Genomic DNA, 13415 nt, shown 5'->3' on the forward strand with positions numbered 1-13415 from the left:
CGTAACTGGATCCAATATGCTGTTGTGAAGGCCCGGGTTAACCCCCAAAGGTCTGCGACGGCCTGCGCAACGTCGGGTCAAACGGATTGAGCCGCGGCCCGATGGCCGCCGCCTCGCGCTTCAACAACTCCACCACCATCGGCAAGCGGCTCGGCCCCAGGCGGTCGCTGATGGTCGCCACGCTCAACGCCGCGACCGCGTACCCGTCGCGGTTGAGGATGGGCACCGCCAGCCCTGCCATACCTTCCAGCACACCGGTGTTGCGTGCTGCATAACCCAGCTTGCGCACGTTCTCCACTTCGGAGCGCAGCAGCACTTCGTCGTACAGGTGGAAGTCCTTGAGCCGTGGCAGGTTGTAGCGGATCACCGTCTCGCGCTCTTCTTCCGGCAGAAACGCCAGGATCGCCAGGCTGCCCTGCCCCACACCCAAGGCCACGCGCCCACCGATATCGCCGGTGAAGGTACGAATCGGGTACGGACCCTCGCTGCGGTCCAGGCAAATGGCGTCGAAGCCGCTGCGCGCCAGCAGGAACAGCGAGTCCCCCAGCGACGCGCTCAGGCGCAACAGGCTGGGGCGCACCAGGTCGCGCAGGTTGCCGGTCTTGCCCGCGTTGGCCGCCAACGCGAAGAACTCCAGACTCAAGCGATAGCGTTTGCTGCGTGCATCCTGCTCAACCATGCCTTCGTCCATCAGGCTGCGCAGCAGACGATGGGTGGTGGGTTGGGACAAGCCCACCTGTTGGGCGAGCTGGGTGACCCGCTCGCCGCCCTCGGGTACCTCCCCTAGGGCTCGCAGCACAGCAAACAACCGGGAGACGCTGCCCGCACCGACTTCTTTGCCGCCATCAATTCGCTCAGTGGAATCCATAACACCTAATCTCGTTAATAATTCTGCTCAATGAATAAATCGCAAAATAGTAGTCCGTTGAGTGAAATTCCACCTTCCACCCATCCTAGTCTTCGTCCTAATCTGCGTCCACAGGGGCGAATTGAACAACAACCGGCAGCCGACTTGAGATCGAGCGCCAACGCACCGGCACCGCACTTTTCGCATCTGCCCAAAACAAGAAAGCGCGTTTAGACGCGACTGAATAAAGGTGGAACGCAAACATGGCATTTCTCCAACTCAAGGCCTTGAGCAAACGCTATGGCGCCGTCGATGCGGTGGTCGCCACTGATCTGGCGGTGGAACAAGGCGAGTTCGTTTCCCTGCTCGGCCCTTCAGGCTGTGGCAAGACCACCACCCTGCAAATGATCGCCGGTTTCGTCGACGTCAGCGGCGGTCAGATCCTGCTCGACGGTCGCGACATTACCCACGCAAAACCCGCCAGCCGTGGCCTGGGTGTGGTGTTCCAGAGCTACGCGCTGTTCCCGCATATGAGCGTGCGCGACAACGTCGCCTTCGGCCTGAAGATGCGCAAGGTGTCGGCGGCCGACATCGCCACCCGCGTCAATACCGTGCTGGAGCTGGTGCGCCTGGCCCAGCATGCGCAGCGCTACCCTCGTGAGCTGTCCGGCGGCCAGCGCCAGCGCGTGGCCCTGGCCCGTGCGCTAGTGATCGAACCGCCGGTGTTGTTGCTCGATGAGCCGCTGTCCAACCTCGACGCCAACCTGCGCGAAGAGATGCAATTTGAAATCCGTCGTATCCAGTGCGCGGTGGGCATCACCACCCTGATGGTCACCCATGACCAGGCCGAAGCCCTGTCCATCAGCGACCGTGTGGTGGTGATGCAGGCCGGGCGTGTGACCCAGATCGACGCGCCGTACCAGCTCTATGAGCACCCGCGTACGCGGTTTATCTCGGACTTCGTCGGCAAGGCCAACCTGCTGGCCGGCGACTACGATGCGCTCGGCGCACCCCAAGTGCGTCACGACGGCGGCGCAGGCGAACTGACCCTGAGCCTGCGCCCGGAAAAAATCCAACTGGTGGAGCCTGGCACCGGGCGCATGCAAGGCAAAGTGCTGGACCGCTACTTTTTCGGCAGCCAATGGCTGTACCGCGTCCACACCGCCCTGGGCGAAATCACCGTGGTGCGCAGTAACGACGGCAGCGTGCCCTTGGCTAACGGCGCGGTGGTGGGCCTGCAATGGCAGGCCGATTTGCTGCGGGTACTGGCCGCCGATGAGGTGCACCCATGAGTCGCGGCTACCTGCTCTCGCTGCCAGCGCTGGTGCTGTTTGCCGGGCTGCTGATCGTGCCGCTGGGCTTGACCCTGGTGCTGTCGTTCAATGTGTTCGACTACCAAGTGGGCGTGAAGGTCGATGAGTGGACTTTGGCCCATTACTGGGCGCTGTTGAGCGACGCCTACTTCTACGAGATTTTCTGGCGCACGTTCTGGATCAGTGCCCTGGTGACGCTACTGTGCGTGGTGATCGGCGTGCCGGAGGCTTACATCCTCAGCCGCATGGGCACGCCGTGGCGCTCGATTTTCCTGATAGTGATCCTCACACCGCTGCTGATTTCGGTGGTGGTACGCGCGTTTGGCTGGAGCCTGCTGCTGGGTGCCGACGGGCTGATTAACCAAATGATCCAGGCTCTCGGCGGCAGTCCGATGAAGCTGCTGTATACGCCCTTCGCCGTGATCATCGCGTTGGTGCACGTGATGCTGCCGTTCATGATCATCCCGGTGTGGACCTCCCTGCAAAAGCTCGATCCGTCAGCCGAACAGGCGGCGTTGTCCCTTGGCGCCAGCCAAGCGACGGTGATGCGCAAGATCGTATTGCCCCAAGTGATGCCCGGTGTGCTGTCCGGCACCCTGATCGTATTCGGTTTGGCTGCCAGCTCCTTTGCGATCCCCGGTCTGCTGGGCGGGCGACGCCTGAAGATGGTCGCCACCGTGGTGTACGACCAGTACCTCTCGGAACTCAACTGGCCCATGGGCGCGACCCTCGCGGTGGCGCTGCTGTTGGTCAATCTGCTGATCATGCTGAGCTGGAACCGTATGGTCGAAGGCCGCTACAAAAAGTCCCTGGGGGTTTAAGCGCATGTCCAGAAACGGTCCGTTGGCCCTCGGTTTCCATGCAGCGGTGGTGCTGTTCATGATGGCGCCGCTGGTGGTGGTGTGCCTGGTGGCATTCACGCCAGAGAACACCTTGAGCCTGCCCACGTCGGGCTTCTCCCTGCGCTGGTTTCGCGCAGTGTTCGAACGCGCTGACTTTATCCAGGCGTTCTACAACAGCCTTATCCTGGCCTTCACCGCCGCCACGCTGGCGACCCTGATTGCGGTGCCGGCGGCCCTGGCGATCAGTCGCTATGCGTTCCCGGGGCGCAATTTCTTCAGCGCGCTGTTCCTGTCGCCCATCATCATTCCGCACCTGGTGCTGGGGGTGGCCATGCTGCGCCTGTTTGCGCTGATGGGCGTAAACGGCAGCTTTACCTGGCTGATGCTCGCGCACGTGGTGATCATCACCCCCTATGTGTTGCGCCTGGTATTGGCGGCGGCCATCGGCATTGATCGCAGTGCCGAGCAGGCCGCCGAATCCCTCGGCGCCGGGCGCTTTACGCTGTTCCGGCAGATCACCTTGCCAATGATTTTGCCTGGCGTGGCCGGTGGGTGGTTGCTGGCGTTCATCAACAGTTTCGATGAAGTGACCCTGTCGATTTTCGTCAGCTCGCCGGCCACGCAAACCCTGCCGGTGCGCATGTATGTGTACGCCACCGAGTCTATCGACCCGATGATGGCCGCCGTTTCGGCGCTGGTCATCGCACTGACGGCAGCGACCATGATTGTGCTCGACCGGGTCTACGGCCTGGACCGCGTGCTGGTGGGGAAACACTGATGGCCTTGTTCAAGCGACTGAGCGAAACCCAACGCCCTGCCCTGGCCTTTACCCTCGACGGCCAACCCGCCACGGGGTTGCTCGGCGACACCCTACTGACCGCCATGCTGACCTGTGCCGAGCACCTGCGCGGCAGCGATTTCAGTGCCGAGCGCCGCGCCGGGTTTTGCCTGATGGGCGCGTGCCAGGATTGTTGGGTGCGGCTGGCCGATGGGCGGCGGGTGCGCGCCTGTTCGACCCTGCTTGAAGACGGCCAGGCGATCAGCCGTGACCCGGGGCGCCAGCCATGAAGCCGGTGGTGATTGTGGGTGCAGGCCCGGCGGGGATCAGCGCGGCGCGCACGTTGCTCGACCACGGCATCACACCTTGCCTGGTGGATGAGAGCCCGCGCGGTGGCGGGCAGATTTATCGGCGCCAACCTCCAGGGTTTCAACGCACCGCCAGGCAGGTCTACGGGTTTGAAGCGCGCAAGGCCCAAGCCGTGCACCGCACCATGGATGAACTGGCAGCCTTGATCGACTATCGGCCCGATACCTTGGTGTGGAACGCCGAGGACGGTCGCCTGGACATGCTCAATAACGGTCGCGCCGACAGCCTCGAATACGCGCAGGTGATAGTCGCCACCGGCGCCACCGACCGCATCCTGCCTGTGCCGGGCTGGACATTGCCCGGTGTCTACAGCCTGGGCGCGGCACAAATCGCCTTGAAGTACCAAGGTTGCGCGATTGGCGAACGCGTGGTGTTTTGTGGCTCCGGGCCGTTGCTCTATTTAGTCGCGTACCAATACGCAAAGGCCGGTGCCAAGGTGCTGGCGGTGCTCGACAGTGCGCCGCTGAGCGCCCAATGCCGGGCCTTGCCAGCGCTGCTCAGGCAACCGGCGACCCTGGCCAAAGGCATGTATTACCGCGCCTGGCTGACCGCCCACGGGATTGCCGTGCATCAGGGCGCAATGCTCAAGCAGATCGACGGCGACCAACGGGTGCGTGGCATTCGCTTCGGCGAACAGACCCTGCCATGCGATGCGGTGGCCTTCGCCCACGCCCTGCGCAGCGAAACGCAATTGGCCGATCTGCTCGGCTGTGAGTTTGCCTGGAACCCGCTCAATCGCGCCTGGCTGCCGCAACGTGACAGCGCCGGGCGCAGCAGTGTCGAAGGGGTGTACCTGGCGGGCGACGGCGCCGGGATCATGGGCGCCGATGCCGCGCAAATGGCCGGCGAATGTGCCGCGCTGGCGTTGCTGGAAGATACCGGCGTCGCGGTCGACCCGCACCGCCGGGCCACACTGGAGCGGCAGTTGGCGCGTATCCAGCGCTTTCGCCAGGGCCTGGAAACCGCGTTCCCCTTCCCCGAGCACTGGGCCGCGCAGGCGCCGGACGAACTGGTCCTGTGCCGCTGCGAAGAGGTCAGCGTCGGCGAGGTGCGCGCCGTGGTGGATGAAGGCCACTGGGAAATCAACCAAGTCAAAGCCCATTGCCGCGTCGGCATGGGCCGCTGCCAAGGGCGGATGTGCGGGTTGGCGGCGGCGGAAATCGTAGCAGAGCGCAGCGGCCGCGACCTCCCACAGATCGGGCGTCTGCGTGGCCAGGCGCCGATCAAGCCGCTGCCGTTTGGCGTGCAGGTGCAGCCATGATCGACGTCATCGTCTTGGGGGGTGGCATCGTCGGAGCTTCGGCGGCCTTGGTGCTCGCGCAAAAAGGCCAGCGGGTGGCACTGGTAGAACGGGATTTTTGTGGCTCGCACTCAAGCGGCGTCAATTACGGCGGCGTGCGGCGCCAGGGGCGGCCCTTGCATCAGTTACCGCTGTCCCAGCGCGCTCACCAACTGTGGGCCGACCTGCCTGGGTTGATTGGTATTGAGGGTGAATACGTGCGCTGCGGGCATTTGAAGCTGGCGCGCAGCCCCGGGGATTTTGCCGCACTGCAAGCCTACGCCGATCAGACCCGTGGCTTTGGCCTGGGCTTGCAGCTGTTGGACCGCAGCGAGTTGCGCAAGCGTTTTCCCTGGGTGGGCGACGTGGCAGTGGGCGCCTCGTTGTGCCCGGATGATGGGCATGCCAACCCGCGGCTGGTGTCCCCAGCCTTTGCCCGTGCCGCCCAACGCCATGGCGCTGCGGTGTACGAGCAAGCCGAGGTGATCCGCATCGCGCACGACAGCCGACTGTTCCAGGTGCACTGCGCCAACGGCCTGCACTTGCAAGCGCCCTGGCTGCTCAACTGCGCCGGCGCCTGGGCTGGCAAGGTCGCCGCGCAATTGGGCGAGCCGGTGCCGATTATCTCGGCGCACCCGGCAATGCTGGTCACCGAGCCGCTGCGGGGAGTGATGACCGTCAGCACCGGCGTCGAGGGCGGCGGCATCTATGCCCGGCAAGTCGCCCGTGGCAATTGCATCCTCGGCGGCGGGCGCGGCTTTGCCCTCGGCCCACAGCAAGCCCGGCCGGGCCAGGCGGCGGTGCTGGAGATCCTGCGCAATGCCGGCGAACTCTACCCGTTTCTCCAGGGAGCCCAGGCCATTCGCACCTGGAGCGGCACCGAAGGTTACCTGCCGGACAACGAACCGGTGATCGGCCCCAGCAGTACCCAACCCGGCCTGCTCCACGGCTTCGGCTTTGCCGGCGCCGGGTTCCAGCTCGGCCCCGCCGTCGGTGAAGCCCTGGCAGAGATCGTCTGCGACGGCGCCTGCCGCCAACCCATCGAAGCGTTTTCCATCCGTCGTTTCCAAGCCTGAGAGGAAAAACCCCATGCAATCACGTCTCGCGTTGTCCTGCTTGTCCCTCGCCTTGCTCACCAGCACGGCCCATGCCGCCCCCACGCTGTACCTGGGCATGAACGGCGGCACCATGGAACGGGTGTACGCCGACAAGGTGCTGCCCGCCTTCGAAAAGGCCAATAACGCCAAGGTCGTGATCGTACCCGGCACCTCATCGGACATTCTTGCCAAGGTCCAGGCCAACCAGGCCAACCCGCAGATGCATGTGATGTTCCTCGACGACGGCATCATGTACCGCGCCATCTCCATGGGCCTGTGCGACAAGCTCGCGCCGAGCCCGCCACTGGAACAGATCCCGGCCAAGGCCCGAATCAAGGACGAAGCCGTGGCCGTGACCCTGGGCGTCACCGGCCTTGGCTACAACGCCAAGATGTTCAAAGACAAAGGCTGGGCCGCGCCCACCTCATGGATGGACCTGGCCGACCCGCGCTTCAAGGACAAAGTGGTGTTCCAATCCCTGGCCTCCTCCACCTTCGGCCTGCATGGCTTCTTGATGTTCAACCGCATCCAGGGTGGCGATGAAAGCAATGTGGAACCGGGTTTCAAGGCCTGGCCTACGACCGTGGGCCCCAACGTGCTGGAATACATCGCCAGCTCCGCAAAGATCTCCGAGATGGTGCAAACCGACGAGGCCGCGATCTTCCCCCTGACCCCGACCCAGGTCGCCACGCAAAAGCTGCTCGGCATACCGATGGAGTACGCGCAGCCCAAAGAAGGTGCGGTGGTGCTCAACGTGGCCGAATGCGTGATCGCCCGCAATGACCAGCCGGAACTGGCGCAGAAGCTCGCAGCGTTCTTGCTGACTGCCGAGGCCCAGGCGCCGGCGTTGGAAGAAGGTGACCAGATCCCGTCGAACCCGACCACCCCCACCACCGACAAAACCCGCGCGCGGGTGGAGGCCATGCAGAGTTATCTGCAGACCGCCATTTCGATTGATTGGGACCAGGTCAACCAGGCACGGCCGCAGTGGAATGCGCGGTGGAGTCGGTCGATTGAGCGTTGAGGCTCAGCCCTGCGCAATCAGGGCCAGTTCTTCGCGGGTGCGACTGATATATGCACCGGCCTTGAGCAATTCGTCGACAGCCTGTACACCGCCCTCCTCGCTGATGCCTCGGCATGCCGGCAAATGCAGGATCACTTGCAAGCCGGCCTTGAGCAATTGCAACGCGGTAGTCTTGACGCAATAGTCCAGCGCCAGGCCGCCGACGATCACGCGGGCCACGCCGTGGGCCTTGAGGTACTCGATGACGCCGGTGGACAGTTTGTCGTGCAGGTCGTGGTAACAGGCGCCGTAGGGGTGCAGGTCGGGCTCGACCCCTTTCCAGATGAAGTAGTCGTAGTCATAGGGGGTGGGCAACTCATCGAGCAGGGTGAACCCTTCGGTGCCGGGCACGCAGTGGCTGACCCAGGTCACATCGGCATGGGCCAGGCCGGTGGGTTGCAGCATCTCGCTGTGCTGCGCTACCACCCAGGGTGCGTGGGGGGTGTGGGCGTCCTTGCTGCCGATGCGGTGGCCGGCGAGACTGGCCATGTAATTGAGTTCGGCACCAATGCCGTCGCCACCGGCCACTGGCAACTCGCTGGGACACAAAGGCGTGAAGCTCTTCTGGGCGTCGACGTCGAATGAAGCGATGGCAGCTTTCGAAAGGCTCATGGTCGTTCTCGGGTGGTCCGCACGTACGACCGCCTCCGGGCGAGCGTAGAAATCTTGAAGTATGGAACAGTTTACTGCGGGGATCGATGCGTTGCTGACTTACCCTATTCTCCAGAACGCTGAAGTTCAAAGGTGGGAGCTGGCTTGCCTGCGATGAGGCGAGTGAATCCACCAACGCTATCGCAGGCAAGCCAGCTCCCACAGTTGGATCAGCGTCAACCGCTAGTTCATCCAATTGCCGCCATCGACGTTATAGGTCTGGGCCACCACATAGTCGGCGTCCGTCGACGCCAGGAAGATCGCCATGCCGGTCAGGTCTTCAGCCGTGCCCATCCGCCCAAACGGCACCTCATCCCCTACGCGCTTTTTCTTCTCGCCAGGCGCCAGCCCTTCATGCCTGGCGAACAACGCATCCACTGCGTCCCAATGCTCGCCGTCCACCACACCGGGGGCGATGGCATTGACATTGATGCCCTGCTTGATCAGGTTCAACCCCGCCGATTGCGTCAGGCTGATCACCGCCGCCTTGCTCGCACAATAAACCGCCACCAACGGCTCGCCTCGCCGCCCGGCCTGGCTGGCCATGTTGATGATCTTGCCGCCATGCCCTTGGCTGATCATCTGTCGGGCTGCGGCCTGCAGGGTGAACAGGGTGCCGGCGACGTTGATCGAGAACAGCCGTTCAAAGCTGTCGCGGGTGATGTCGATGATGGGGGCCAGGTCGAACAGGGCGGCGTTGTTGATCAGGATATCGAGCTTGCCAGCGTGGCTCACCACTGTGGCGATGGCCGCGTCGATGGAGGCCTGGTCGGTGACGTCCATCGCCACGGCGTAAGCCTGGGGCCCCAGTTCGGCGGCGGTGGCCTGGGCCTGTTGCAGGTTGATGTCGGCGATGGCCACGGTGGCGCCTTCAGCGATGTAGGCTTGGGCGAACGCACGGCCAATGCCTCGCGCCGATCCGGTGATCAGCGCGCTTTTACTTTCGAGTCGTTTCATGGGGGCTCCTGTGAAGGTTATTGCCGGTAGCCGGTGAACACCGCCGAGAACAGCTTGCCGACCTTTGTTGTTGAGCCTCGATTACAGCAGCTTGGCCTGCCGCCTCACAAACGGCTGGCGAATGCGCGGCTGATACTTTTTTAACCTGAGGCACAGGATCAAAAAAGTATCAGCCTCAGGCGAAACCGGGGCTAGCGCACCGATTGCCAGTGCGGGTATTTTGGGAAAATTGCACCACCACAAGAGGCAGCATCATGCCCGTCAGCCCCGCCACCCTGTTCGAGCATCGCCCTGCGGAGCTTGAGGTGATCCTGACCGAACCGGAACATGGTTTTCGCTGGTTCGAACATGACTATCCCTATGAACTGGCACGCTGGAACCACCACCCTGAATTCGAAATCCACCTGATCCGCCAAGGCAGCGGCAAGCTGGTGGCGGGCGACTATATCGGTGCGTTCAGCGCAGGGCATGTCGCACTGATCGGCCCTGACCTGCCTCACGACTGGATCGGCGACCTGGCCCCCGGCGAATACCTGCACGGGCGTGATGTGGTGCTCCAATTCGACGGCGCCGCCCTGCTCGCTCTGCGCACCACCCTGCCGGAACTGGGCGAGTTACAGGCGTTGTTTGAACAGGCGCGACGCGGCCTCGAATTCACCGGAGCAACCGCCACACACGCCGCCAGGCTGATGGAGGCCATCGGCAATGCCCATGGTCTGCAACGCCTGATCCTATTTCTGCAACTGCTCGATACGCTGAAGAACGCCCCGCCCTCACAGGCCAAGACCCTGGCCAGCCCGTGCTACGCACCGACCCTGGATGCGCGCAGCGCCGAACGTATCAACAAGGCGCTTGACTACCTGATGCGGGAACTGACCGGCGATGTACGCCTGTCGGACATCGCCCGGCAGCTGGACATGAGCGAACCTGGCTTTTCGCGGTTTTTCAAACGCAACACCGGCCACGGCTTTATCGACCTGATGCGCAAGTTCCGCGTGCAGCGTGCCTGCCGCTTGCTGTTGCACAGCCAGATGTCAGTGGCGGACATCTGCTTTGAGGTGGGTTACGCCAACCTGTCGAATTTCAATCGCCACTTTCGTATCGAAATGCACCAGACGCCGAGTGAGTACCGGCGACAGGCCGCACTTCAATTATTCACCCCGGTTGCCCATCACCCGCCGCCCTACTCGTCCGCCCCTTGAGCCAGTGCCTGCTGTGCCAGACGGGCAACCTGCAACTCAATCATGGCACGCTCGCGCTCCTGGTCTTCCAGAAACCAGGCGGCAGACAACCCGGCATGAGCCACCACCCATTGCAACAAACGCGGACGTGAGAGGCCGGCCGCCAGGGCGATAACCCCAACCTGGCGGCTGAAACGCAGTGGATCGCTACTGGTCGGCAAGTCCGGATTGCAGATCAAATTGGCGTAATCGTAACCGCGCTCGCCCATCACCCGCTTTGGATCAATCGCCAGCCAGCCACGAGAGCCAAAGTCGAGGATATTGTCGTGATGGCAATCACCGTGCAGTACCACAACCTCCTGTTGCGCAGCCAGCAATGTCCGGGCCGTCGCCGCGCAGTCGCGTAAGACACCGCCCTCCTGGTCGGCGGCGTGCCACAAGGATCGGAACCACTCATCCAGCCCAACCAACCCTTCGGGCGGCGACACACGAGGCGCATGCAGCCGGGCCAGGGTTGCGCAGGCGATCTGGCTGGCTTCGTCGTCCTGACCATTGAGGGCCATGCGCATCAAGGAACCTGAGCCCGTTGCGCGTTCCATTAACACTGCAGTGTGGTCATGGGCGAACACCCGTGCCGCGCCGTCACCTGCCCACCAGCTCAGCAGGCGGCCGCCGAGTTTTTCCTCAGGGGTATGAGCAATTTTCAACATCGCCGGCACGCCTTTCCAGCGGACCGGCAACAGGTCGCTGCCGGGTGTGACGATAGGCTGTCCATCAGCACACAGCTCCCAGGCACGCAGGTAGTGTTCGAACATCAAGGTTCCTCCACAGGGTGACGCATCAGGATGACAGAAATCCCAGTGTTTTCCTGACCAAAGCGTCGGCTAATTGCTCTTTTTTCTAAACAGTTCAAGCCATTGACCCAAGTTGGTACAACCTGTGCAAACGTTTGCGGAACGAACTTGACCGCCAAGTTCACTCCTCCCCGTCGAATCGGGTTTAAACCGCGTAAGAATAAGGACTTTCAATGCACCCCACCTCAAAGCCTCGTGCCGGTCTTGGCGTTTCGTTGCTACTGGCCGCCGTTACGGGAGTACTCAGTGCACCCATTTTGGCGCAGGAAAAGCCCGTGGATGACTCAGCACAGGGCGAAACCCTCAGCCCTGAAGCCAACCCCCCGGCGAAAAAAGGCGTGTATCTGTCCGAGTGGTTCAACCAGGACCTCACGCTGATCGGCAGCAAAGACATCAGTTTCGGCCCCAAGCCTCAAGATGACGTCTACCTGGAATACGAGTACTTCGGGCGCAAGGGCCCCTTTGAGTTGTACGGCTATATCGATGTACCGAAGATCCTCACCATCGGTAACAGTAATGACAAAGGTGTGTGGGACCATGGCTCGCCGGTGTTCATGGAGCATGAACCGCGGATCTCCATCGACTACCTCGCAGGACGCAGCCTGGCAATTGGCCCATTCAAGGAATGGTATGTGGCCTTTGACTGGATCTACGACCACGGCAGCCGCAAGGAAAACCGCGCCAACACCCTGTACAGCGGCCTGGGTACCGATATCGACACCCATTCGAGGGTCAACCTGTCGGCCAATTTCTACGGGCGCTACCAGTGGGAAAACTACGGCGCCAGCAATGAGTATTCCTGGGACGGCTACCGAGCGCAGATGAAGTACATCGTGCCCATCGGCAAGTTCGACAACGGCGCCTCGCTGACCTACATCGGTTTCACCAACTACGATTTCGGCTCGGACCTGCACAAGGACAACCCGGCGCGCACCGCCAATTCCCTGGTGGCCACCAACGTGTTGCTGTACTCGTTTACCCATCTGCGCTTTACCCTGGTCGGCCGTTACTTTCACAACGGCGGCAACTGGGAGGACGGCAGCGAGTTGAATTTCGGCGAAGGCAACTTCCGCGCACGCTCAGACGGCTGGGGTTACTACGCCGGCGTGGGCTATCAATTCTGATCAAGGAGCTGTAGATGAACGCATTGACCCGTGTCTCGCTGGCCGTCGGCCTGGCCCTATTGCCCCACATAGTGCTGGCGGATAGCCCAGCACCGATCAAACCCAAGGTGATGCTGATCACCATGTTTGCCCCCGAGGCGCAAACCTGGATCGACCGCCTCGAACTTAAACAAGAAGTACGCGTTCCAGGCTTGTCCGCCGAATATCCAGTGATTCGCTGCAACAACCAGGACGTGTGCCTGCTGGTGACCGGCATGGGCCAGACCAACGCTGCCGCATCTACCCTGGCCCTGGCCTTGTCGCCCAAGTTCGACCTGCGCCAGAGCTACTTCCTGATCGCCGGGATCGCCGGCATCAACCCCAAGCACGGCACCATCGGTACCGCCGCCTGGGCCCATTACCTGGTGGAGTTCGGCACGCAGTGGGAGCTGGATTCACGGGATGCGCCCAAGGACTGGCCGACGGGCTATATCGGGATCAACACCAAGGGGCCCAACGAAAAACCTCCGCTGGACTACAAGACCGAAGTGTTTGAGCTCAACCAAAAGCTGCAAGCCAAGGCGTTTGCCTTGTCGCACAAGGTGGAGCTGACAGAAAGCACAGAGTCCGCCGCCTGGCGCAAACACTACCCCGCCGCCCCGGCCAACCAGCCGCCGCAAGTCACCCGCTGCGACACCCTGGCGGGCAACACTTGGTTTTCCGGCACGCGGTTGAGCGAACGTGCCGAAGTCTGGACCCAGTTGCTCACCGACAACAAAGGCGAATACTGCACCACCCAACAGGAGGACAACTCCACCTACGAAGCGCTGCTGCGCGCCAGCCGCGAAGGCTTGGTGGATATCCAGCGTCTGGCCGTGGTGCGCGCAGGCTCTGACTTTGACCGGCCTTACCCTGGCTACAGCGAAGTGGACAACCTGCTCAAGTATGCCGATCAGGGTGGGTTTGTACCGGCGCTGGAAAACCTGTACCGCACGGGCAACCCGTTGGTCCAAGCGATTGTGAAGAACTGGTCGGCGTGGGAAAAAGGCGTTCCCGAAACCGAATAAAGATCAACATTGTG

Annotated in this window: 14 protein-coding genes; 10 read left to right on the forward strand and 4 right to left on the reverse strand. The window is 62.5% G+C overall.

What is annotated here, in order from left to right:
• Nucleotides 1–37 precede the first annotated feature (37 nt).
• Nucleotides 38–868, reverse strand: coding sequence for an IclR family transcriptional regulator (locus tag BOP96_RS06740; RefSeq protein WP_019816829.1), 831 nt, complete (start codon nucleotides 866–868; stop codon nucleotides 38–40).
• A gap of 242 nt (nucleotides 869–1110) precedes the next feature.
• Between BOP96_RS06740 and BOP96_RS06745 the strand changes: the two genes are divergently transcribed.
• Genes BOP96_RS06745 through BOP96_RS06775 form a run of 7 tightly spaced genes read left to right on the forward strand, consistent with a single transcriptional unit; the run spans nucleotide 1111 to nucleotide 7549 of the window.
• A complete protein-coding gene (locus BOP96_RS06745) occupies nucleotides 1111–2139 on the forward strand; it encodes an ABC transporter ATP-binding protein (RefSeq protein WP_073452211.1) in 1029 nt (342 codons plus the stop codon).
• Entirely contained in the window at nucleotides 2136–2981 is an 846-nt protein-coding gene (locus BOP96_RS06750; RefSeq protein ID WP_014718830.1) for an ABC transporter permease, read from the forward strand. Before BOP96_RS06745 ends, BOP96_RS06750 begins: the two co-directional genes overlap by 4 nt.
• A gap of 4 nt (nucleotides 2982–2985) precedes the next feature.
• On the forward strand, nucleotides 2986–3780 hold the full coding sequence (locus tag BOP96_RS06755; RefSeq protein WP_020303062.1) for an ABC transporter permease: 795 nt from the start codon (nucleotides 2986–2988) through the stop codon (nucleotides 3778–3780).
• The gene (locus BOP96_RS06760; protein WP_014718832.1) at nucleotides 3780–4070 is read left to right on the forward strand and encodes a (2Fe-2S)-binding protein; all 291 of its coding nucleotides are present in this window, start codon (nucleotides 3780–3782) and stop codon (nucleotides 4068–4070) included. The genes BOP96_RS06755 and BOP96_RS06760 overlap by 1 nt, the downstream gene beginning before the upstream one ends.
• On the forward strand, nucleotides 4067–5410 hold the full coding sequence (locus BOP96_RS06765) for an FAD-dependent oxidoreductase (protein ID WP_073452213.1): 1344 nt from the start codon (nucleotides 4067–4069) through the stop codon (nucleotides 5408–5410). The genes BOP96_RS06760 and BOP96_RS06765 overlap by 4 nt, the downstream gene beginning before the upstream one ends.
• Entirely contained in the window at nucleotides 5407–6504 is a 1098-nt protein-coding gene (locus BOP96_RS06770) for an NAD(P)/FAD-dependent oxidoreductase (protein WP_038450464.1), read from the forward strand. The genes BOP96_RS06765 and BOP96_RS06770 overlap by 4 nt, the downstream gene beginning before the upstream one ends.
• Nucleotides 6505–6517: 13 nt before the next feature.
• Nucleotides 6518–7549 carry an ABC transporter substrate-binding protein gene (locus tag BOP96_RS06775; protein WP_014718835.1) on the forward strand — a complete coding sequence of 344 codons (1032 nt, stop codon included), beginning with the start codon at nucleotides 6518–6520 and terminating at the stop codon, nucleotides 7547–7549.
• Between the two features lie 3 nt (nucleotides 7550–7552).
• Here the strand turns inward: BOP96_RS06775 and BOP96_RS06780 are convergent, their stop codons facing one another.
• On the reverse strand, nucleotides 7553–8200 hold the full coding sequence (locus BOP96_RS06780) for a nicotinamidase (protein WP_073452215.1): 648 nt from the start codon (nucleotides 8198–8200) through the stop codon (nucleotides 7553–7555).
• 222 nt (nucleotides 8201–8422) lie between these two features.
• The gene (locus BOP96_RS06785) at nucleotides 8423–9196 is read right to left on the reverse strand and encodes an L-iditol 2-dehydrogenase (RefSeq protein ID WP_073452217.1); all 774 of its coding nucleotides are present in this window, start codon (nucleotides 9194–9196) and stop codon (nucleotides 8423–8425) included.
• 254 nt (nucleotides 9197–9450) lie between these two features.
• Here BOP96_RS06785 and BOP96_RS06790 point away from each other — a divergent pair, with 254 nt between their 5' ends.
• A complete protein-coding gene (locus BOP96_RS06790; protein ID WP_073452219.1) occupies nucleotides 9451–10398 on the forward strand; it encodes a helix-turn-helix domain-containing protein in 948 nt (315 codons plus the stop codon).
• Here BOP96_RS06790 and BOP96_RS06795 read toward each other — a convergent pair.
• Nucleotides 10380–11192: an aminoglycoside phosphotransferase family protein gene (locus tag BOP96_RS06795; protein WP_019816821.1), complete on the reverse strand. Its 813-nt coding sequence runs from the start codon at nucleotides 11190–11192 to the stop codon at nucleotides 10380–10382. The two genes, BOP96_RS06790 and BOP96_RS06795, sit on opposite strands and share 19 nt — an antisense overlap.
• 212 nt (nucleotides 11193–11404) lie before the next feature.
• On the opposite strand from BOP96_RS06795, the gene BOP96_RS06800 reads away from it, so the two are divergent.
• Complete coding sequence (locus BOP96_RS06800; protein WP_032872109.1) at nucleotides 11405–12355, forward strand: nucleoside-specific channel-forming protein Tsx; 951 nt, start codon at nucleotides 11405–11407, stop codon at nucleotides 12353–12355.
• Nucleotides 12356–12369: 14 nt separating this feature from the next.
• On the forward strand, nucleotides 12370–13401 hold the full coding sequence (locus BOP96_RS06805) for a purine-nucleoside phosphorylase (RefSeq protein ID WP_073452221.1): 1032 nt from the start codon (nucleotides 12370–12372) through the stop codon (nucleotides 13399–13401).
• The last annotated feature ends 14 nt before the right edge of the window (nucleotides 13402–13415 follow it).

Origin of the sequence: Pseudomonas sp. FSL W5-0203 (assembly GCF_001896155.1) — a bacterium.
Lineage (GTDB): Bacteria > Pseudomonadota > Gammaproteobacteria > Pseudomonadales > Pseudomonadaceae > Aquipseudomonas > Aquipseudomonas paracarnis.